Here is a 20,392-nt window from a genome sequence, read left to right on the forward strand (position 1 = left end):
GCTTTCTATTGGGAAGACGTGTTCAGCATGCTGGTGCTGGCGCTGCACACGGCCTACCTGGTGGCGCTGTTCACCGGCGCGCTGGACGCCCGAGGCCTGGCCTGGCTGGCACTGGCCGCCTACGCCACCTACGTGGTCAATGCCGGTCAGTTCATCTACAAGCTGCGCATGGCGCGGCTCCAGGGCCACTCGGGCACCGTGGCGGTGCAAGCATGAGCGCAGCGCCGGGCCGTTCCCAAGCCAGCTCGCACCGCAGCCCGCAGGGCGGAGGTACCGAATGAGCCCGGTCATTCCCATCAAGTCAGTGTCCAAGGGCTGTGCTGACGCGCCCGTGCTCAAGGAGCGGGGCCAGCGCGAGGTGTTCTGTGGCCTCACCGGCATCATCTGGCTGCACCGCAAGATCCAGGACGCGTTTTTCCTCGTGGTCGGCTCGCGCACCTGCGCCCACCTGATCCAGAGCGCCGCCGGCGTGATGATCTTTGCCGAGCCGCGTTTTGCCACCGCCATCATCGACGAGCGCGATCTGGCCGGCCTGGCCGACTGCAACGAAGAGCTCGACCGCGTGGTTACCCGGCTGATCGAGCGCCGTCCCGAGATCAAGCTGCTGTTTCTGGTGGGTTCGTGCCCCTCCGAGGTCATCAAGCTGGACTTGTCGCGTGCCGCTTCGCGCCTCTCGGGCCGTTTTTCGCCCGATGTGCGCGTGCTCAATTACTCGGGCAGCGGCATCGAGACCACCTTCACCCAGGGCGAGGACGCCTGCCTGGCCTCGCTGGTGCCGGTGTTGCCCGCCTCAAGCGCCAGCGCGCCGGCGTCGCTCATGGTAGTGGGCGCCCTGGCCGACGTGGTCGAGGACCAGTTCGCCCGCCTGTTCAAGCAACTGGGCATCGGCCCGGTGCAGTTTTTCCCGCCACGCCAGGCCAACGAGATGCCTGCGGTCGGACCCAACACCGTGTTTTTGCTGGCCCAGCCGTTCCTGGCCGACACGGCCGTGGCGCTGGAGGCGCGCGGCGCCACCCGTCTGCCGGCCCCGTTTCCGCTGGGGGTGGAGGGCACCACCGCCTGGTTGCAGGCGGCGGCCACCGCCTTCGGTGTGGACGCAGCGACCTTCGAGGCGGCAATAGCTCCCGCTCGCGACCGCGCCACCACCGCCTTGGCCCGCCAGCGCACGCAGCTCGCCGGCAAGAGCATCTTCTTTTTCCCAGACTCGCAGCTCGAGATTCCGCTGGCGCGCTTCCTGTCGCGCGAACTCGGCATGCAGCTCGCCGAAGTCGGCACACCGTACCTGCACCGCCAGCACATGGCCGAAGAACTGGCGTTGCTGCCCGAAGGCACGTTTTTGAGCGAAGGCCAGCACGTGGAAAACCAGCTCGACCGCTGCCGCGCCGCCCAGCCCGACATCGTGGTGTGTGGTCTCGGTCTGGCCAACCCGCTGGAGGCCGAAGGCCTGACCACCAAGTGGGCCATCGAACTCGTCTTCACCCCCATCCAGGGCTTCGAGCAGGCGGCCGATCTGGCCGAGCTGTTCAGCCGTCCGCTGGTGCGCCGCCTGCGCCTGGCCGCCTGATCCTTCACCGGCACCCTCACCATGCAACTCACGCTCTGGACCTACGAAGGACCGCCCCACGTGGGCGCAATGCGCATCGCCACTGCGATGAAGGACGTGCACTACGTGCTGCACGCGCCGCAGGGCGACACCTACGCCGATCTGCTGTTCACCATGATCGAGCGTAACGCCAAGCGCCCACCGGTGACCTACACCACCTTCCAGGCGCGCGACCTCGGTGGCGACACCGCCGAGCTGTTCAAGAACGCGGCGCGCGAAGCCTACGCACGCTTCAAGCCGCAGGCCATGATGGTGGGCTCCTCGTGCACCGCCGAGCTGATCCAGGACGACCCGGGCGGCCTGTGCAAGGCGCTCGATCTGCCGGTGCCGGTGGTGGCGCTGGAGCTGCCGTCTTACCAGCGCAAGGAAAACTGGGGCGCTTCGGAAACCTTCTATCAGATGGTGCGCAACCTGGCCGATACCACGGTGAAGCGCGCCCCGCGCGAAGCCGGCCAGCGCGCCCGCTGCAACATCCTCGGTCCCGCCGCGCTGGGCTTTCGCCACCGCGACGACCTGCGCGAGATATCCGGCTTGCTCACCGAGATGGGCATCGACATCAACGTGACCGCGCCGCTGGGTGCTTCACCCGCCGACATGGCCCGCCTGGGCGATGCCGATTTCAACGTGGTGCTCTACCCCGAGATCGCGAATGTGGCGGCTGGCTGGCTCAAACGCACCTTCGGCCAACCGTCCACGCGCACTGTGCCCATCGGCTCCGGCGCCACGCGCGACTTCATCGCCGAGGTGGCCGAGCTGGCCGGTGTTGACCCCACCGATGTGCTCGCCAACGCCGAAGCCCGTGCACCTTGGTACGCGAAGTCGGTCGACTCCACTTACCTCACGAGCAAACGCGTCTTCGTGTTCGGCGACGCGACCCACGTGGTGGCCGCTGCGCGCATTGCGGCGCAGGAAATGGGTTTCACTGTGGTGGGCCTGGGAACTTACAGCCGCGAGTTCGCCCGCGAGGTGCGCGAAGCCGCCGCGATCTATGGCGTGGAAGCGCTCATCAGCGACGACTACCTGGAAGTTGAAGCCCGCATCGCCGAGCTGCAGCCCGAACTGGTGCTGGGCTCGCAGATGGAGCGCCACATCGCCAAGCGCCTGGGGGTGCCCTGCGCGGTGATCTCGGCTCCGGTGCATGTGCAGGACTTTCCAGCGCGCTACTCGCCGCAGATGGGTTTTGAAGGCGCCAACGTGCTGTTCGACACCTGGGTACACCCGCTGATGATGGGTCTGGAAGAACACCTGATCGGCATGTTCCGCGGTGACGCCGAGTTCCATGAAGACGCTGCGCCCTCGCACCTGGGTGGTGGCGTGGTGCCCAAGGCCGAGGCGCCCAGGGCGGTGATGGCCCCGGTGGAACAGGCCGCCGCCAATGAGACCCTCACGCCGCAAGAGGCCACCTGGGGCCTCGATGCCGAAAAAGAACTGCGAAAGATTCCCTTCTTCGTTCGCGGAAAAGCCAAGCGCAACACCGAGCGTTTCGCCAATGACCGAGGGGTGTCCCTGATCACCGTGGAGACGCTGTATGACGCCAAAGCTCACTATGGGCGCTAAACCGCTGTCGGCGAGCAGCCAGCTGCCCGTGCGGCTGGTGGTGGTCACCATGGACACGCACCTGGCCGGTGCCATCGAGCGCGCACAGCGCACGCTGAAAAACGAGATCCCGGGCCTCACGCTCACCTTGCACGCCGCGTCCGAATACGCTGGCAACGACGCCGCCATCGAACGCTGCATTGAAGACATCGCCAGCGCCGACATCATCGTGGCCGGCATGCTCTTCATGGAAGACCACTTCCTGCCCATCCTGCCCGCGCTGCAGGCGCGACGCGAGCAGTGCGACGCCATGATCTGCATGGCCTCGGCCGCCGAGGTGGTCAAGCTCACGCGCCTGGGCAACTTCGACATGGCCAAGCCCGCCAGCGGCCCCATGGCCATGCTCAAGAAGCTGCGCGGCAGCAAGGAAAAAGCCGCCACCGGGGGTGCTGCGCAAATGAAGATGCTGCGCCGCATCCCGCAACTGCTGCGCTTCGTGCCCGGCACCGCGCAGGACGTGCGCGCGTACTTCATGACGCTCCAGTATTGGCTGGGCGGCTCGGACGAAAACGTTCTCAACCTCGTGCGCCACGTGGTGAACCGCGGCGCCGATGGCGAGCGCAAGGTCATGCGCGCGCAGGTCAAGGCGCAGCCACCGATCGAGTACCCCGAGGTCGGCGTGTACCACCCGCGCATGGCCGGCCGCCTGGCCGACAACGTGGCCGCCCTGCCGCTGCCTGCCGTGCGCCCCACCGTGGGCACGGTCGGCGTGTTGTTGTTGCGCTCGTATCTGCTCTCCGGCAACTCGGCGCATTACGACGGTGCCATCGCCGCCATGGAGGCCCGTGGCCTGCGCGTGGTGCCGGTGTTTGCCGCCGGGCTCGATGCGCGCCCGGCCATTGACGCCTTCTTCATGCAGGACGGCCGTTGCATCGTCGACGCCGTGGTCTCGCTCACCGGCTTCTCGCTGGTCGGCGGCCCCGCCTACAACGACGCCAAGGCGGCCGAAGAGATCCTGGCCCGGCTTGACGTGCCCTACGTGGCCGCGCACCCGGTGGAGTTCCAGAACCTCGCGCAATGGGGCGGCTCCGACCGTGGCCTGCTGCCGGTGGAGAGCACCATCATGGTCGCCATCCCCGAGCTCGATGGCGCCACCAGCCCCATCGTGTTCGGTGGCCGCGCCGGGCCGGTGGGTGTGGCGTGCACCGGCTGCCACCACGCCTGCACCTTCCACGAGAGCGACAGCGCGCAGGACATGCAGTCGTGCCCCGAGCGCGCCATCATGCTGGCGGCGCGTGTCTCGCGGCTGGTGGGCTTGCGCCGCAGCGAGCGCGCCCAGCGCCGCGTGGCCGTGGTGATCTTCAACTTCCCGCCCAACGCCGGCAACGTCGGCAGTGCCGCGTATCTGTCGGTGTTCGAGTCGATGTTCCACACGCTCACCGCCATGAAGGCGCAGGGCTACACGGTGGACCTGCCCGAGAGCATCGACGCCTTGCGCGACGGAATCCTGCAAGGCAACGCAGCGCTGCACGGAGCCGATGCCAACGTGCACACCCTCATCAGCGCCGACGACCATGTGAAACGCGAGCGCTGGCTCAGCGAGATCGAAGCGCAGTGGGGCCCGGCCCCGGGCAAACAGCTCAGCAACGGCAGCGACATCCTGGTGCTCGGCAAACAGTTCGGCAACGTGCTGGTGGCGGTGCAACCCTCGTTCGGCTACGAAGGCGACCCGATGCGCCTGCTGTTCGAAAAAGGCCTGTCGCCCACCCACGCGTTCTCGGCCTTCTACCGCTACCTGCGCGAAGACTTCAACGCCCACGCGGTGCTGCATTTCGGCACCCACGGTGCGCTCGAATTCATGCCCGGCAAACAAAGCGGCATGTCGGGCAGCTGTTGGCCCGACCGCCTCATTGGCGACCTGCCCAACATCTACCTCTACGCGTCCAACAACCCCAGCGAAGGTGCGATCGCCAAGCGCCGCTCGGGCGCCACGCTCATCAGCTACCTCACACCACCGGTGGCGCAAGCCGGGCTCTACAAGGGCCTGATCGATCTGAAGGCGGCCATCGAGCGCTGGCGCGGCCTGGAGCCCACTTCGCGCGAGCGCGTGGAGTGTGTGGCCATGCTGCAGGCGCAGGCCGCCGCACTCGACCTGGTGGACATCGAGCCGGTGTGGAACGCCGAGCCGGGTGGTGATGCCGACAGGCAGGTATTTGTGCTGGCGCAGCAGGTGCTGGAACTCGAATACACCCTGATTCCCTGCGGCCTGCATGTGACCGGCCGCGCGCCCAGCGAAGCCGAATGTGTGGACATGCTGCTGGCCATGAGCGAGGCCTGGGAAGGCCAGCGTCCACCGCGCGCTTCGGTGCGTGCCCTGGTCGATGGTCTCAGCGTGGAGCTGGCCATGAAGGCCGGCCACATGCACAGCGACGACGCCACCGTGCTCGCCATGCACGGCCTGGCCGACGCCGGCCGCATGCTCGCCAAAGACACCGAGGTCGACGCCATCCTGTGTGCACTCGATGGCCGCTACATCCGCCCCGCGCCCGGCGGCGACATCCTGCGCACGCCCGAGGTGCTGCCCACCGGGCGCAACCTGCATGGCTTCGACCCGTTCCGCATCCCGAGCGCCTTTGCCGTGAAAGACGGCGCCGAGCAGGCGCAACGCCTGCTCGACCGCCACATGCAGGAGTCCAACCAGCTGCCCGAGTCGGTCGCCATGGTGCTCTGGGGCAGCGACAACCTCAAGAACGAAGGCGCGCCGATTGCGCAGGCCATGGCCCTCATGGGCGCGCTGCCGCGCTTTGACAGCTACGGCCGCATCGCCGGCGCGACGCTCGTTCCCCTGGCCACGCTGGGCCGCCCGCGCATCGACGTGGTGATCACGCTCTCGGGCATCTTCCGCGACCTCATGCCGCTGCAGATCCGCATGCTGGCCGAAGCCGCGTTCATGGCTGCCTCTGCCGACGAATCGGTGGAGCAGAACTGGATCCGCAAGCACGCGCTGGCCTACCAGAATGAACACGGCTGCACGCTGGAAACCGCCTCGCTGCGCGTCTACGGCAACGCCGAAGGCGCCTATGGCTCCAACGTCAACAACCTGGTGGAAAGCAGCCGCTGGACCGGGGGCGACGAGATCGCCGAAACCTACAGCAGGCGCAAAGGATTCGCCTACGGCCGCACGGGTCTGGCGGTGCAACACACCGCGCTGCTGCAGAGCGCGCTGGCCGATGTGGAGCTGACCTACCAGAACCTCGATTCGGTGGAGCTCGGTGTGACCACGGTGGACAACTACTTCGACACGCTGGGCGGCATCACCCAGGCGGTGAAGCGGGCGCGCGGTGGCGTCACGCCACCGGTCTACATCGGCGACCAGACCAAGGGCGACGGCGCGGTGCGCAGCCTCAAGGAACAGGTGGCGCTGGAAACGCGCACCCGCATGCTCAACCCCAAGTGGTACGAGGGCATGCTGGAGAGCGGTTACGAGGGCGTGCGCCAGATTGAAGTGCACGTGACCAACACCATGGGCTGGTCGGCCACCACGGGGCAGGTGCAACCCTGGGTGTACGAACAACTGAGCCAGACCTTCATGCTCGACCCCGACATGCGCAACCGCATGGCCAAGTTGAATCCCACGGCCTCCATGCGGGTGGCCAACCGCTTGCTGGAAGCGTCCGATCGCCAATATTGGCAACCCGATCCCGAGGTTCTTGCGGCGCTGCGGCAGGCCAGCGAAGAACTCGAAGACCGGCTCGAAGGTGTTTTTGAAGGAGCTACCGAATGATGGAAACCAGCGTTCCCCTGACCGACCTGAGGCGTGCCTCTGGAAAGTCCAGCCGTGAAGACGGGGAGGGCAGCCTTCAGGTCCAGCTCGACCCGTCGCTCAAGATCGGCAATGCCAAGGTGTTTGCCATTTATGGCAAGGGCGGCATCGGCAAGAGCACCACCAGCTCCAACCTGTCGGCCGCGTTTTCCCACCTGGGCAAACGCGTGCTGCAGATCGGCTGCGACCCCAAACACGACAGCACCTTCACCCTGACCAAGAAGATGCTGCCCACGGTGATCGACGTGCTGGAAACGGTGGACTTCCACGCCGAAGAACTGCGCGTGGAAGACTTCGTGTTCCCCGGCTACAACGGTGTGATGTGCGTGGAGGCCGGTGGCCCGCCCGCCGGCACCGGTTGCGGTGGTTATGTGGTCGGCCAGACCGTGAAGCTGCTGAAAGAGCACCACCTGCTGGAAGACACCGACGTGGTGATCTTCGACGTGCTGGGCGACGTGGTGTGTGGCGGCTTCGCTGCCCCGCTGCAGCACGCCGACCGTGCGCTCATCGTCACCGCCAACGACTTCGATTCGATCTTCGCGATGAACCGCATCGTGCAGGCCATCGGTGCCAAGGCGAAGAACTACAACGTGCGCCTGGGCGGCGTGATCGCCAACCGCAGTTCGGCCACCGACCAGATCGACAAGTACAACAACCAGATCGGCCTGAAGCTCGCTGCGCACTTCCCCGACCTGGACGTGATCCGCCGCAGCCGCCTGAAAAAGAGCACCTTGTTCGAGATGGAAACATCGCCCGAGCTCGAAGCGGTGAAAAAGGAATACATGCGTCTGGCCGCCTCGCTCTGGCTGGGTGTGGAGCCGCTGGCCGCCGTGCCCATGAAGGACCGCGACATCTTCGACCTGCTCGGGTTCGATTGATCGGTCACACAGCGATGAAAACCTCCAACGCCAACTACATCGAGCGCCGCTCGGAGATCGAAAACTATTTCGATCGCACCGCAGCGAAGGCCTGGGAGCGCCTGACCTCCAACGCACCGGTGGGCCGCATCCGCGCCTCGGTGCGCGCCGGGCGCGACGAGATGCGCAACACCTTGCTCAGCTGGTTGCCGCAGGACATGCGCGGCTTGCGCCTGCTCGACGCCGGTTGCGGCACCGGCGCGCTGGCACTCGTTGCCATGCAGCGCGGCGCCGAGGTGGTGGCCATCGACCTGTCGCCCACGCTGGTGCAGCTGGGCCGCGAACGCAATGCCACGCTGGTGCCCAACGGGCGCGGCGGCAGCATCGAATACCTCTCGGGCGACATGCTCGATGACGCTCTGGGCCAGTTCGACCACGTCGTGGCCATGGACTCGGTGATCCATTACGACACGCCCGACATCGCCAACGCCATCCAGCGCCTCGCTGCCCGCACGCGCGGCAGCGTGCTCTTCACCATCGCGCCCAGCAGCCCGCTGCTGAGCGTGGCCCACGCCTTGGGCCGTTTCTTCCCCAGCAACGACCGCTCGCCCGCGCTGACCCCGGTGTCGCAAGCCCGCTTGCGTGCCTTGTTGTTGCAGGGGCTGGGTGGCACCGGCTGGACCGAGGGCCGCACCCAGCGTGTCTCGGGCGGCTTCTACACCTCACAAGCCTGGGAGTGGACGCGGTGAACCTGAGCCGGATGCTCTCCCCCGCCTGGGCGATGAACATCACCCGGCGGTACGCTCCGTTCGCGGATGCGGCTTCCAGCGACCTTCCACTGGGCCGCTTGCTGCGCCTCTCTTTGTTTCAGCTGTCCATCGGCATCACCATCGCACTGCTGGTGGGCACGCTCAACCGCGTGATGATCGTCGAGCTGGCCGTACCGGCCTGGTGGGTCGCGCTCTCGGTGGCGCTGCCGCTGGTGTTTGCACCGCTGCGCGCACTCATCGGTTACCGCAGCGACACGCACCCGTCTGCGCTGGGTCTCAAGCGCATGCCCTACATGTGGATCGGCACGCTGCTCATGTTCGGCGGCCTGGCCATCATGCCGTTTGCCCTGCTGTTGCTCACCGTGACCGACGCCAGCGTGTGGGCCGGTCGCATCGGCGCAGCGCTCGCCTTTTTGCTGGTGGGTGCGGGCATGCAGATCACGCAGACCGCCGGCATGGCGCTGGCCAGCGACCTCTCGCCCGAAGACAAGCGCCCCCGCGTGGTGGCACTGCTCTACAGCACTTTGCTGGTGGGAATGATCCTGGGCAGCGCGCTGCTGGGTTTTGTGCTGATCGATTTCACGCCCACGCGCCTGGTGCAGGTGGTGCAGGGCGCTGCGGTGCTGGTGGCCGTGCTCAACATCACTTCGCTGTGGAAGCAGGAGCCGCGCCAGGCCCGCCGCGGCGCGCGCGAGGCCCATGGTTTCTCGCGCAGCTGGGCCCGGCTCATGGCCATCCCCAAGATCAAACGTTTCCTGTGGACCGTGGGCCTGGGCACCGTGGCCTTCAACATGCAGGACATCATTCTGGAGCCCTACGGCGGCGAGGTGCTGGGCTTGAACGTGAGCCTCACGAGTTCGCTCACCGCCATGAGTGCGGGCGGTGCCTTGCTGGCCTTCGTGCTGTCGGCGCGTTTCATGGCGCGTGGTCTGGACACCATCCGACTGGCCGCCATTGGCGCCTTGCTCGGCCTGCCGGCCTTTGCCTGCGTGATCTTTTCTGCCCCGCTGAGTTCACCCGCGCTGTTCCAGTTCGGCGCGGCACTCATTGGTTTTTCCGGTGGCCTGTTCGCGGTGAGCATGTTGCTCACCGCCATGGACCTGCCCGAGCGGGAACTCACCGGCCTGGTGCTGGGCGCCTGGGGTGCTGTGCAGGCCACGGCGGCGGGTTTGTCGATGGCCCTGGGTGGTGTGCTCCGCGACCTGGTGTCCGGCCTGGCTTCCCACGGCTGGCTGGGCGAGGCACTCAATTCACCGGTCACGGGCTACAGCTTCGTGTTCCACCTCGAAATCTATCTGCTCTTCGCGGTGCTCATCGCGCTGGGCCCCCTGGTGCGCCGCTCCAAAACGGCGGCCGAGCGAAATCCCCATCCGATTGGCCTGGCCGAGTTGCCGGGTTGAAACAGCGTTGCAGACGAGTCACCGAGCCAGCCCTCATTGAAGGAGAACCACCATGGATACAGGCGCAATCACCCAGTACGTCGACGTTGCACAACTCGTGCTCTACGCGTTCTGGATTTTCTTCTTCGGATTGATTTACTACCTCCAGCGAGAGAGCCATCGCGAGGGTTACCCGATGGACCCCGGCCGTGAGAACGGCCCGGTGACCCCCGGCTGGCCCACCGTCACACCCAAGACCTATGAACTTGAAGACGGCCGCACCTTCCTGTCGCCCGACGTGAACCGCCCCGATGGCGCGTATTCGGCCACGCCGACGCACAACTGGGCCGGGTCACCGCTGGACCCGGTGGGCGATCCACTGCTCGCCGGCGTGGGACCGGGTGCCTGGGCGGCACGCGCCGACCATCCCGACATGACGCTGGAAGGTGAAGCCAAGATCGTGCCGTTGCGCGCCGCGGCCGACCACGGCGTGGCCCGGCAAGACACCGATCCACGCGGCCTGCCGGTGTATGGGGCCGACAAGGAAATCGCCGGTGTCGTCAAGGACATGTGGGTGGACAAGTCGGAAATGATGTTCCGCTACATCGAGGTCGATCTCAAGAGCGGTGGCTCGGTGTTGCTGCCTGTGAATTTCTCGCGCATCCGCAAGGACGGTGTGAGCGTGCATGCCATCCTGGCCGGGCAGTTCGTCAACGTGCCCAAGACCCGCAACCCCGACCAGATCACCTTGCTGGAAGAGGAAAAGATCATGGCGTACTACGGCGCCGGCCTGCTCTATGCCACCCCTGACCGCATGGAGCCGCTGCTGTGAACGCGCACCACGAACACGAATTCGAAGCCGCGCCCGGCCTGCCCGAGCCACTGCCACAGGGCGAACGCCTGCTCTGGCAGGGCAGCCCCGACTGGCGCGCCCTGGCCATTCATGCGTTTCATGTGCGCAAGCTGGCGATTTATTTCACCGGCATGCTGGCCTTGCAGTGGCTGTATCTGCTGGGTGAGCCCGGTGGCTCCGTGCTGATGCCGCTGCTCACCAGCGGTGTGCTGGCCACGGTGGCCCTGGGCCTGCTCGCGCTGACCGCCTGGTTTTCAGCCCGCACCACCATCTACACCCTGACCGACCGCCGCATCCTGATGCGGGTGGGCATCGTGCTCACGCTCACCTTCAACCTGCCGCTGCGCAAGCTGGCCGCAGCTGCCATCCGCCCGCAAGCCGGTGGTCACGGTGACATCGCGCTCACGCTGACCGGTGAAGACCGCATTGCCTACCTCAACCTCTGGCCACACGCACGGCCGTGGCTGCTGAAACAGCCACAGCCCAGCCTGCGCTGCGTGCCCGACGCGCAGAAGATCGGTGAACTGATCCTGCAGGCCTGGAGTACCCAGAACGCCGATGCCCTGGCCATTGTGGGCAACAGTTCCATCAGCCACAGCCCTGCACCAGCGCGCCAGTCGCGTGAACGTGACATTTCGACCGCCACGGCCTGAGCCCCCTCCGGAGAACTCTCATGAGCACCCAGTACCATCCCTCCCCCCTGGGCACCAACACCCCCTGGCCCATCTGGGCACTGGGTGTGGTGCTGCTGGTGATCCTGGCGGGTGTGACCTGGCAGATGAAGGTGGTCGGCGCAGCCGCGCCGCAACCTCTGGAGGCCATTCAATGGGAGCGCACGCTGTCCTTCGTCGGTCAGTCCAACGGTGACATCGCGGTGCTGGACGCAGGGACGAAGCAGGAAGTGGCGCGCTTCCAGGGCGAGCAGGGCTTTCTGCGAGGCAGCCTGCGCGCACTCAACCGCGAGCGCAAGCGCAGTGGCATGAGCCCCGACTTGCCGTTCAAGCTGACTGGCCATGTGGATGGCCGCATCACCCTGCTGGACACCGCCACCGGCCAGCGCCTGAACCTGGAATCCTTTGGCCCCACCAACTCGGCTGTGTTCTCGCAGCTGCAGTGGGCCAGGCCCGCCACCTGAAACAGACCCCGCCAGGAGCCAACGATGAACACACAGACTGCCAGCGCCGATATCGACCATGTGGCGATGCTCATGGACAACGTGGAGAGTGCCGCTGATGCCAATGCCAAGGCCGTGAAAAGCACCATGCTCTCGCCGCGCTTCTACACCACCGACTTCAAGGCCATGGACGCGCTCGACGTGTCCAGCGTGCGGGCCGACTGGGACGTGATGATGAAGGAGTACGAGGGCGACAACAACCACGACCACTTCCAGCGCGATGCTGCGTTTGCCGAAGAAGTGCGCACGCTGATGCCGCAGCTCTCGCCCGAGATGCGCCAGGAGTTCCTGGACTTTCTCATCAGCTCGCTCACCTCGGAATTCTCGGGTTGCATTCTCTACAACGAGATCCGCAAGAACGTCAGCAACCCCGACATCAAACAACTGATGACCTACATGGCGCGCGACGAATCGCGCCACGCCGGCTTCATCAACCAGTCGCTCAAGGACTTCAACCTCGGCATCGACCTGGGCAGCTTGAAGCGCAACAAGGCTTACACCTACTTCAAGCCCAAGTACATCTTCTACGCCACCTACCTCAGCGAGAAGATCGGCTACGCCCGCTACATCACCATTTTCCGCCAGCTCGAAAAAAATCCGGACAAGCGCTTCCACCCCATCTTTCGCTGGTTCGAGCGCTGGTGCAACGACGAATTCCGCCACGGCGAATCGTTCGCGCTCATCATGCGTTCGCAGCCCGGTCTGCTGCAGGGTGGCAACAAGCTCTGGATCCGCTTCTTCATCCTCGCCGTGTACGCCACCATGTACGTGCGCGACCACACGCGCCCGCTGTTGCACGAGGCCATGGGCCTGGAGTCCACCACCTACGACTACGAGGTCTTCCGCATCACCAACGACATCTGCCGCCAGGTGTTCCCGGTGGAGGTGGACATCGACAACCCGGCGTTCCGCCGTGGTCTGGAGCGGCTCCTGCAGGTTTCGTTGAAGGCCGACCTCGCCAAGAAGCGCGGCGGTCTGGTGGGCAAGCTGCAGGTGGCCGCCTGCGGCGTGCAGGCGGCGCTCACCTTCGGCCGGCTGTACCTGTTGCCGGTGAAGAAACAGGCACTGCCGCAGACGATTCGCATGGAACCGGTCTGGTAGGCCAGCTCTGTTGCAGGCCATGACCGAACTCTCCAGCTCCGTGGCAGCACCTGCGCTGTTTGCACTGCTGTGCTGGTGGTTCGGTACGGGTGCCATCCTGTGGCTGGTGCGCAGAGCACCCACCACATTTCCCTGGACCCTGGGTGTCCTGAGTCTGCTGTTGATCGGCAGCCTGTGGACCACGCAGATCAGCATGCAGGAGCAGACCGTGGGCAGCGCCTACCTGGCGTTTGCCAGCGTGATCGTGATGTGGAGCTGGCACGAGATGGCCTTTCTCACCGGATGGCTCACCGGGCCGCGCCGCGTTCCGTTGCAAGCGGGCGCGCGTGGCTGGACCCGTTTCACCCAGTCGGTTCAGGCTGTCATCTGGCACGAGCTGGCCTTGCTGGCCAACTTCGGTGTGTTGTTGTGGATGCAGCAGGGCCAGCCTGGCCATGTGGCGATCTGCACCTTTGCCTTGCTGTGGTGCATGCGCTTCTCGGCCAAGATGAACCTGTTCCTGGGTGTGCCCGAAACCGGAGAGCAATACCTGCCCAGTCATCTGGTGTATCTCGCGAGCTACTTCAAACGTGGTCCGCTCACGCTCTTCTATTACGTGACGGTGGGCCTCTCGTGCGCCGTCTGGGCCTGGATGGTGTGGCAGGTGTCCAGCGGTGTGGCAACCATCACCACCGGCTGGATCCTGCTGGCAGCGCTGCTGGGCCTCGCCATCGTTGAACACGTGATCATGGCGTTCCCCACGCCCATGCAGAAACTCTGGGGCTGGGCCATGTCGCGCAGCCCGGCGATCAAACCGGAAAAAGCATGAACGCTTTTCGCACCCCTGAAGATATGTGGGAGCTGCCTCCTGCGACCCGTCCAGCCCCCTCCGGCCCATTGCCCGACGCCCCGCATGCGGTGGTCATCGGCAGCGGCTTTGGCGGGCTGGCCTCGGCCGTGCGCCTGGCCGCCAAAGGCTGGCGCGTCACCGTGCTGGAGAAGCTGGACGCACCCGGCGGCCGTGCCTATGTGCACCACCAGAACGGCCATGTGTTCGACGCCGGCCCGACCATCATCACCGTGCCGTTTCTGTTCGAGGAACTGTGGGCGCTGGCGGGGCGCAAGCTGTCCGACGACATCGAGCTGCGCGCGCTCGATCCGTTCTACCGCATTCGTTTCGATGACGGTGACGAGTTCAACTACAGCGGCGACCCCGACAAGATGCGCGCCGAGGTGCGCCGCATCAGTCCGGGTGACTCAGCCGGCTACGAACGTTTCATGGCCGAGGCCGATCACTGCTACCGGTTGGGTTTTGAAGCCCTGGGCGACAAGGCTTTCGACACCGTGGGCGACCTGATCAAGGCCAGCCCGGCCATCTTCAGGATGCGCGGCTGGCGCAGCCTGCACGCCATGGTGGCGGCGCACCTGAAGCACCCCAAGCTGCGCATGGCCATGAGCCTTCAGAGCCTGCTGATCGGCGGCAACCCGTTCTCGGTCACCTGCATCTACAGCCTCATCAACGCGCTGGAGCGCAAGTACGGCGTGCACTGGGCCGTGGGCGGCACCGGCCGGCTGGTGCAGGGCCTGGTGAGCCTGCTCGAAGGGCAGGGCGGTGTGTTGCGTTGCAATGCCGAGGTCCAACGCATCGAGGTGGACCAGGGCGTGGCCACCGGCGTGACGCTGGCCAGTGGTGAGCGCATCGCGGCCGACATCGTGGTGTCGAACGCCGACACCGCCTGGACCTACCGCAACCTGATCGAGGCGAAACACCGCCGCCACTGGACCGACCGAAAAGTCGAGAACGGGCGCTATTCCATGAGCCTGTTCGTCTGGTACTTCGGCACCAGCTGCCAGTACACCGACGTACCGCACCACATGATGTTGCTCGGCCCGCGCTACAAGGAGCTGCTCAAGGACATCTTCAGCCGCCACAAGCTGAGTGATGATTTCAGCCTGTACCTGCACCGCCCCACCGCGAGCGACGCGTCCATGGCACCGGCCGGACACGACACGTTTTACGCGCTGGCCCCGGTGCCCCACCTGGACAGCGGCACCGACTGGGCCACGCGCGCCGAATCGTTCCGCCAGGCCATCGCCGAGGTGCTGGACCGCACCGTGCTGCCGGGTTTCGAACAGCACGTTACCGCCTCGCTCCTCACCACGCCGCAGGACTTTCACGACCGCCTGCTTTCTTTCAAGGGCGCGGCCTTCGGCCTGGAGCCGCTGCTGCTGCAGAGCGCCTGGTTCCGCCCGCACAACCGCAGCGAAGACGTGGATGGCCTCTTCATGGTGGGCGCCAGCACCCACCCGGGCGCCGGTGTGCCGGGTGTGTTGATGTCGGCCAAGGCGCTCGACTCGGTGGTTCCCTCGGCAACAACCTGGCGGCAACAGCATGCTCGCAAACACGTTTCACGCTGAGTTGGTGGCGCCGCGCGCCTCGGCGGATCTGGACGCCTGCGTGGCGCTCATGCGCACCGGCTCCAAGACCTTCTTTGCCGCCAGCCGCCTGCTGCCGGTTCGTGTGCGCGCTTCGTCGATCGCGCTCTACGCTTTCTGCCGCGTCGCCGACGACATGGTGGACGGCGGCGAGATGGGCATCGATGACGCCATGCGCGTGCTCACGCACCGGCTGGACTGCATCTACGCCGGTGACCCGCAGGCCTTCGTGGAAGACCGCGCACTGTCGGTGGTGGTTCAGCGCCACGCCTTGCCCCGCCCCTTGCTTGATGCTTTGCTCGACGGTTTCGCCTGGGATGCCCAGGCCCGCCGCTACGACACGCTGGAGCAGGTGCACGACTACGGCGCGCGCGTGGCCGGCAGCGTGGGCGCCATGATGTGCTGGATCATGGGTGTGCGCAGCCCGCAGGCACTGGCGCGGGCGTGTGAACTCGGTGTGGCCATGCAGCTCACCAACATTGCGCGCGATGTGGGCGAAGACGCACGCAACGGCCGGCTGTACCTGCCGCGCGAGTGGATGGCGCAGGCCGGTATCGACACCGACGCCTGGCTGCGGCAACCGCTGGGCAGCCCTGCGTTGCAAGGCGTGGTGTCGCGCCTGCTCGATGAGGCCGACCGGCTGTACGCGCAGGCAACGGCCGGCATTGCACAGTTGCCGCGCGACTGTCGCTCGGCCATCCTTGCGGCGCGTTTGATCTATGCCGAGATCGGCCAGCAGCTGCGCCGCGATGGCCTGGACCCGTGCGCGCGCCGTGCGGTGGTGCCCGCATCGCGCAAGCTGGTGCTGCTGGCCTGTGCTTCGTTGCAATCGGGTTGGATGGGCCGCCCGGCCGCTGCGGTGCCACCACTGGCCGCCATTGCCTATCTGGTGGACCAGTGCCACACGCTGGATGAAACGGCGTTTTCCAGCGGCATTTCAACCCGGCCGTTCAACCAGCGCCTGGCCTGGATGCTGGACATGTTTGAACGGGTCGAGGCTCGCCGGCAGGACGAGCGCCATGGTGCTCACCGATCCGTGGCGGCAGAAGCGGGGCAGCGCCTGTCGCATTGAAGGCGGGGTCCGCCGTTCAGGCGAGTTCGGCGATCAATTCGGCCTTGCGCCGGGCCATGCGGTTGCCGAGTTCTTCCAGGTCGAGGTCGGACGCCTTCACGCGCGGAAACAGGCCGTCGTTCAGGTCGGACACGTGCTCGTTCACTTCCTGGGCCAGCACCTGGATCGGTCCGTCCACGAGTTCGGCCACAGGCTCCAGGCTTTGAATGTGGGCCACCAGTGCCTTCATGGTTGTGTGCTCTGGTGTGGCCTTCGGCAGCACCGACTCCACCGCCGGGTAAAAGATCTCTTCCTTGAGTTGCGCATGCACGACCACTGTGGTGCAGATGCGTTGCACCAGGAATCGCTTGTTGTTGACCGAGCGTGTGTTCTCGAACGCGGTGAACATCTGCTGCAGCTCGTTGTGATCGATCAGCAATTGGGTGATGGCATTGGCCACCGGGCGGCGTGGCTCGGCCCGGCGGGTTTGGCGGCCTCGGGGGGCATTGGTCGTCATGTGCGCTTTCTGGGTCCGTGGGGCATCAATGGGAATGCGATGATGCGGAGCGCCCACCGTAAGGCCCGTCCGTACGTCGGTCTGTGCGCTCTCGAACACTTCCCCATGCGATAACCCATGGTCGCCTCTGTGTAAAAGCACACAGACCCCTGCCGCCTTGGCGCAGCCCACTAGACTCATGACCACCTCAGCAACGTGCCGCCGACAGGCCAGCCGCTGACACGTGGACCACCCGGACAAGAAGAACAATGACGACCAACGTTCCGCCCAAAGACGCCGCCGAATGGCCCGACAAGGCCCCGCCCACCGCCATGCCCTGCACCGAATGCCCCCTGCGGCCCCTGCCGCTGTTCGTTGACCACACGCCCGAAGAGCTGGAGCTGGTGCAGTCGCTCAAGCGCCGCTCCCTGCGCGTGGAGGCGGGTGAAACCCTGATCCACGAGGGGCAGACCGATTCACCCCTCTACACCCTGCTTCAAGGCTGGGCCTTCCGCTACAAGACGCTGAGCGACGGCCGGCGCCAGATCCTGACCTTCCTGCTCGCGGGCGACTTCATCGGCGTGCAGCAAAAGATGGGCGACGCCGCCGCCCACGGCGTGGACACGCTCACCTCGGCCAGCTTCTGTGTGTTCCAGCGCGACGCCCTGTGGGAAATCCACCGCCGCTCACCCACCATGGGCTTCAACGTGACGTGGCTCACTGCCCACGAAGAGTCGCTGGTGGACGACACGCTGTTGTCGGTGGGTCGACGCAGCGCCGAAGAGCGCATCGCCAGCATGCTCATCCTGCTGTTCAAACGCGCGGCCGCCCTGCAGGAAGACAACGGCAAGGGCGGTGTGGTGTGGCCACTCACGCAGCAGCACATTGCCGACGCCCTGGGCCTGTCGCTGGTGCACACCAACAAGACCCTGCGCAAGCTGGAGAAGCGCGGCCTGCACGAGATCAAGGACGGCCGTTTGTATCTGCGGGATGTGAAGGCGCTGGCCAGGCTGGCGGACCTCTACGGCGACGGCCACCCGCCACAGCGTCCTCTTGTCTGAAGGCGTTGGTGAGGCAGATCACCTGGGATGTAACCAATTGACAAGTTGTGTAAAGCGATTGGTGCATGTGTCTTTCGACATGGAAAACCCATATGCATCAACCTACATTGCGCCCTGAGAACAAACACGAGGCGCACTGCAATGACACTCACAGCCATTTCCCATCGCGAGCAGAACCAGTTGCTCGCGGCCATGCCGTTTGAAGACTGGCGCTACATCGAGTCCCATCTGGAGTGGGTGGAGATGCCCGCCCACAGCACCCTGTGTGAAGCGGGCAGCAGCCTGCGCCATGTGTACTTTCCGACCACCGCCGTGGTCTCGCTGGTGTCCACCATGCTCGACGGCGCCACGGTGGAGGTGGCCGCGGTGGGCAACGAAGGCATGGTGGGCGTGGATGCCTTCATGGGCAGCAGCAACGCCAACAACGGCACCACCGCCAGCGGCACGGTGATGGCGCAGAACACCGCCCTGGTGAGTCGGGGTGGCCACGGGTACCGCATGAGTGCACAGTCCATTGCCCACCAGGCCAAACGCTCGGAGCAGGTGATGCACCACCTGCTCAACTACACGCGCACGCTGTTCCTGCACATGTCGCAGACCTCGGCCTGCAACCGCCATCACTCGCTCGACCAGCAGCTCGCGCGCTGGCTGCTGGTGCACCTGGACCGGCAGGCCGACGACGAGCTGCACATCACGCAGGAGCGCATTGCCAGCATGCTGGGCGTGCGCCGCGAAGGCGTGACCGGTGGCGCCTTGCGTCTGCAGAAGGCCGGCGTGATCCGCTATGGCCGTGGCCAGATGTCGGTGATCGACCGCGCCGGGCTGGAAGCGCACAGCTGCGAGTGCCACGGCGTGATCCGTGAGGCGTACAGCCGCCTGAGCAACGACGCGGTGTTGCAGGCCAAGCCGGCAGCGCACGCGCACCCGGCAGCGCCGTCGGCCGACGCGACCCTGGGCCGCAGCTCGGTCACCGGATGGCCGGCGGTTCAGTCAATGACCTGAGGCTGCAGGAACACCCGTGCCTTGCGCGGCGCCACCACCACGGTGTCGCCTTCCTTGATCCCGAGTTCCCTGAAACGGTCGGCCGAGAGGTGGGCTTCGATCAGTTTGGGCTGGTCGCCGTTGGCGGGTGGCTCCAGCGGCAGGAGTTCGAGGCGCGCGATCGGTCCCACCACCACCGCGCGGTCGAGCTTGACCACCATGCCGTTCAGACCGGCCGCATAAGGCAACACATCCAGCTCGTGCGGACGCACATAGGCAAAGGCCTGTGCGTCTTGCGCACCGGCATGTTCAGGAGAGGCGAACGACACACCTTGCAGGTGCATCTGGCCTTCGTGCGCGCGGCCGTGAAACAGGTTCACGTCGCCGAGGAAGCCGTACACGAACGGGCTGGCCGGGCGGTCCCACACTTCCTGCGGCGCGCCCACCTGTTCCACATGGCCCTGGTTCATCAGCACCACGCGGTCGGCCACTTCAAGGGCTTCTTCCTGGTCGTGCGTGACGAACACGCTGGTCACGTGCAGCTCGTCGTGCAGGCGGCGCAGCCAGCGGCGCAGCTCCTTGCGCACCTTGGCGTCGAGCGCGCCGAAAGGCTCGTCGAGCAGCAGCACCTTGGGCTCTACCGCCAGTGCACGCGCGAGCGCAATGCGCTGGCGCTGGCCGCCCGAGAGCTGCGAGGGGTAGCGGTCGGCCAGCCAGTCGAGCTGCACCAGCTTGAGCAGGTCGTGCACCTTGCTTTTGATCTGCGCGTCGCTCGGGCGTTCGCCGCGTGGTTTCACGCGCAGGCCGAAGGCCACGTTTTCCAGCACGGTCATGTGGCGGAACAGCGCGTAGTGCTGGAACACAAAACCCACGTTGCGCTCGCGCACGTGCACGTCGGTGGTGTCTTCGCCGCTGAAGAAGATGTTGCCGGTGTCGGGCGTTTCCAGGCCGGCAATGATGCGCAGCAGCGTGGTCTTGCCGCAGCCCGACGGACCGAGCAGCGCGAGCAACTCACCCGAGTGGATGTCGAGGTTGACGTTGTTCAGCGCCTGGAAGGTACCGAAGTGTTTGTTGATGTTGCGGATTTCAATGCTCATGATGGTCTTCTTTCTCCCTCGCCCCTCTGGGGAGAGGGTTGGGGTGAGGGGCACGCGTGAGAGGGTCTTGCCAAGGGGAGAGCCCTCACCCCAGCCCTCTCCCAGAGGGAGAGGGGGCCAGAAAAGGCGCGGGCGGCGCAGGCCGCTCGGGTGGCAACTCGGCCAGGGCCTTCATCTCGGCTTCCATGCGCCACT

General features: G+C 65.9%; 18 protein-coding genes. 16 read left to right on the forward strand and 2 right to left on the reverse strand.

Features of this window, described 5'->3' with window-relative positions; all coding sequences use genetic code 11:
- The 14 genes from Q0C59_RS10425 to Q0C59_RS10490 all read left to right on the forward strand — a co-directional run.
- The coding region (locus tag Q0C59_RS10425; RefSeq protein ID WP_291214931.1) for a 2-vinyl bacteriochlorophyllide hydratase at positions 1-216 on the forward strand (216 nt) is incomplete at its 5' end.
- A 61-nt stretch (positions 217-277) separates the two neighbouring features.
- The gene (locus Q0C59_RS10430) at positions 278-1,564 is read left to right on the forward strand and encodes a ferredoxin:protochlorophyllide reductase (ATP-dependent) subunit N (protein WP_291214933.1); all 1,287 of its coding nucleotides are present in this window, start codon (positions 278-280) and stop codon (positions 1,562-1,564) included.
- Between the two features lie 21 nt (positions 1,565-1,585).
- Positions 1,586-3,160, forward strand: a complete 1,575-nt coding sequence (bchB, locus tag Q0C59_RS10435) for a ferredoxin:protochlorophyllide reductase (ATP-dependent) subunit B (RefSeq protein ID WP_291214935.1) — start codon at positions 1,586-1,588, stop codon at positions 3,158-3,160.
- Positions 3,132-6,923, forward strand: a complete 3,792-nt coding sequence (locus tag Q0C59_RS10440) for a magnesium chelatase subunit H (protein ID WP_291214937.1) — start codon at positions 3,132-3,134, stop codon at positions 6,921-6,923. The genes bchB and Q0C59_RS10440 overlap by 29 nt, the downstream gene beginning before the upstream one ends.
- Positions 6,920-7,840, forward strand: coding sequence for a ferredoxin:protochlorophyllide reductase (ATP-dependent) iron-sulfur ATP-binding protein (gene bchL / locus Q0C59_RS10445; protein WP_291214939.1), 921 nt, complete (start codon positions 6,920-6,922; stop codon positions 7,838-7,840). The genes Q0C59_RS10440 and bchL overlap by 4 nt, the downstream gene beginning before the upstream one ends.
- Before the next feature lie 14 nt (positions 7,841-7,854).
- Complete coding sequence (gene bchM / locus Q0C59_RS10450) at positions 7,855-8,568, forward strand: magnesium protoporphyrin IX methyltransferase (protein ID WP_291214941.1); 714 nt, start codon at positions 7,855-7,857, stop codon at positions 8,566-8,568.
- Positions 8,565-9,989: a BCD family MFS transporter gene (locus tag Q0C59_RS10455; RefSeq protein ID WP_322315395.1), complete on the forward strand. Its 1,425-nt coding sequence runs from the start codon at positions 8,565-8,567 to the stop codon at positions 9,987-9,989. The genes bchM and Q0C59_RS10455 overlap by 4 nt, the downstream gene beginning before the upstream one ends.
- Positions 9,990-10,041: 52 nt before the next feature.
- Positions 10,042-10,800 carry a photosynthetic reaction center subunit H gene (gene puhA / locus Q0C59_RS10460; RefSeq protein ID WP_291214943.1) on the forward strand — a complete coding sequence of 253 codons (759 nt, stop codon included), beginning with the start codon at positions 10,042-10,044 and terminating at the stop codon, positions 10,798-10,800.
- Positions 10,797-11,474 (forward strand): photosynthetic complex putative assembly protein PuhB, encoded by a 678-nt coding sequence (gene puhB, locus Q0C59_RS10465; RefSeq protein WP_291214946.1) that lies wholly within the window; start codon positions 10,797-10,799, stop codon positions 11,472-11,474. The genes puhA and puhB overlap by 4 nt, the downstream gene beginning before the upstream one ends.
- A gap of 20 nt (positions 11,475-11,494) precedes the next feature.
- A complete protein-coding gene (gene puhC / locus Q0C59_RS10470) occupies positions 11,495-11,956 on the forward strand; it encodes a photosynthetic complex assembly protein PuhC (protein ID WP_291214949.1) in 462 nt (153 codons plus the stop codon).
- A 24-nt stretch (positions 11,957-11,980) separates the two neighbouring features.
- A complete protein-coding gene (gene acsF / locus Q0C59_RS10475) occupies positions 11,981-13,096 on the forward strand; it encodes a magnesium-protoporphyrin IX monomethyl ester (oxidative) cyclase (RefSeq protein ID WP_291214952.1) in 1,116 nt (371 codons plus the stop codon).
- Between the two features lie 19 nt (positions 13,097-13,115).
- Positions 13,116-13,904: a putative photosynthetic complex assembly protein PuhE gene (gene puhE, locus Q0C59_RS10480; RefSeq protein ID WP_291214955.1), complete on the forward strand. Its 789-nt coding sequence runs from the start codon at positions 13,116-13,118 to the stop codon at positions 13,902-13,904.
- Complete coding sequence (locus Q0C59_RS10485; RefSeq protein WP_291214958.1) at positions 13,901-15,493, forward strand: phytoene desaturase; 1,593 nt, start codon at positions 13,901-13,903, stop codon at positions 15,491-15,493. The genes puhE and Q0C59_RS10485 overlap by 4 nt, the downstream gene beginning before the upstream one ends.
- Positions 15,468-16,583 carry a phytoene/squalene synthase family protein gene (locus Q0C59_RS10490; RefSeq protein ID WP_291214960.1) on the forward strand — a complete coding sequence of 372 codons (1,116 nt, stop codon included), beginning with the start codon at positions 15,468-15,470 and terminating at the stop codon, positions 16,581-16,583. The genes Q0C59_RS10485 and Q0C59_RS10490 overlap by 26 nt, the downstream gene beginning before the upstream one ends.
- Before the next feature lie 16 nt (positions 16,584-16,599).
- Here Q0C59_RS10490 and Q0C59_RS10495 read toward each other — a convergent pair whose 3' ends face one another.
- Positions 16,600-17,079, reverse strand: a complete 480-nt coding sequence (locus Q0C59_RS10495) for a hypothetical protein (protein WP_291214963.1) — start codon at positions 17,077-17,079, stop codon at positions 16,600-16,602.
- A 248-nt stretch (positions 17,080-17,327) separates the two neighbouring features.
- Here Q0C59_RS10495 and Q0C59_RS10500 point away from each other — a divergent pair, with 248 nt between their 5' ends.
- Positions 17,328-18,119 (forward strand): Crp/Fnr family transcriptional regulator, encoded by a 792-nt coding sequence (locus Q0C59_RS10500; RefSeq protein ID WP_291214966.1) that lies wholly within the window; start codon positions 17,328-17,330, stop codon positions 18,117-18,119.
- Positions 18,120-18,260: 141 nt separating this feature from the next.
- Positions 18,261-19,121 (forward strand): Crp/Fnr family transcriptional regulator, encoded by an 861-nt coding sequence (locus tag Q0C59_RS10505; protein WP_291214969.1) that lies wholly within the window; start codon positions 18,261-18,263, stop codon positions 19,119-19,121.
- On the opposite strand, the gene Q0C59_RS10510 is transcribed toward Q0C59_RS10505, so the two are convergent.
- The gene (locus Q0C59_RS10510; RefSeq protein WP_291214972.1) at positions 19,106-20,197 is read right to left on the reverse strand and encodes a sulfate/molybdate ABC transporter ATP-binding protein; all 1,092 of its coding nucleotides are present in this window, start codon (positions 20,195-20,197) and stop codon (positions 19,106-19,108) included. The two genes, Q0C59_RS10505 and Q0C59_RS10510, sit on opposite strands and share 16 nt — an antisense overlap.
- Positions 20,198-20,392 lie beyond the last annotated feature (195 nt).

The sequence above is a fragment of the Hydrogenophaga sp. genome (assembly GCF_022844385.1).
Lineage (GTDB): Bacteria > Pseudomonadota > Gammaproteobacteria > Burkholderiales > Burkholderiaceae_C > Hydrogenophaga.

What these genes read in the sequence shown, in the direction of transcription:
- bchL (WP_291214939.1), top strand. Translation starts at nt 6,920, where the DNA reads ATGATGGAAACCAGCGTTCCCCTGACCGACCTGAGGCGTGCCTCTGGA.
- Q0C59_RS10440 (WP_291214937.1), top strand. Translation starts at nt 3,132, where the DNA reads ATGACGCCAAAGCTCACTATGGGCGCTAAACCGCTGTCGGCGAGCAGC.
- Q0C59_RS10500 (WP_291214966.1), top strand. Translation starts at nt 17,328, where the DNA reads ATGACGACCAACGTTCCGCCCAAAGACGCCGCCGAATGGCCCGACAAG.
- puhE (WP_291214955.1), top strand. Translation starts at nt 13,116, where the DNA reads ATGACCGAACTCTCCAGCTCCGTGGCAGCACCTGCGCTGTTTGCACTG.
- Q0C59_RS10485 (WP_291214958.1), top strand. Translation starts at nt 13,901, where the DNA reads ATGAACGCTTTTCGCACCCCTGAAGATATGTGGGAGCTGCCTCCTGCG.
- acsF (WP_291214952.1), top strand. Translation starts at nt 11,981, where the DNA reads ATGAACACACAGACTGCCAGCGCCGATATCGACCATGTGGCGATGCTC.
- Q0C59_RS10510 (WP_291214972.1), bottom strand. Translation starts at nt 20,197, where the DNA reads ATGAGCATTGAAATCCGCAACATCAACAAACACTTCGGTACCTTCCAG.
- Q0C59_RS10430 (WP_291214933.1), top strand. Translation starts at nt 278, where the DNA reads ATGAGCCCGGTCATTCCCATCAAGTCAGTGTCCAAGGGCTGTGCTGAC.
- Q0C59_RS10490 (WP_291214960.1), top strand. Translation starts at nt 15,468, where the DNA reads ATGCTCGCAAACACGTTTCACGCTGAGTTGGTGGCGCCGCGCGCCTCG.
- bchM (WP_291214941.1), top strand. Translation starts at nt 7,855, where the DNA reads ATGAAAACCTCCAACGCCAACTACATCGAGCGCCGCTCGGAGATCGAA.
- bchB (WP_291214935.1), top strand. Translation starts at nt 1,586, where the DNA reads ATGCAACTCACGCTCTGGACCTACGAAGGACCGCCCCACGTGGGCGCA.
- Q0C59_RS10505 (WP_291214969.1), top strand. Translation starts at nt 18,261, where the DNA reads ATGACACTCACAGCCATTTCCCATCGCGAGCAGAACCAGTTGCTCGCG.
- Q0C59_RS10495 (WP_291214963.1), bottom strand. Translation starts at nt 17,079, where the DNA reads ATGACGACCAATGCCCCCCGAGGCCGCCAAACCCGCCGGGCCGAGCCA.
- puhA (WP_291214943.1), top strand. Translation starts at nt 10,042, where the DNA reads ATGGATACAGGCGCAATCACCCAGTACGTCGACGTTGCACAACTCGTG.
- puhC (WP_291214949.1), top strand. Translation starts at nt 11,495, where the DNA reads ATGAGCACCCAGTACCATCCCTCCCCCCTGGGCACCAACACCCCCTGG.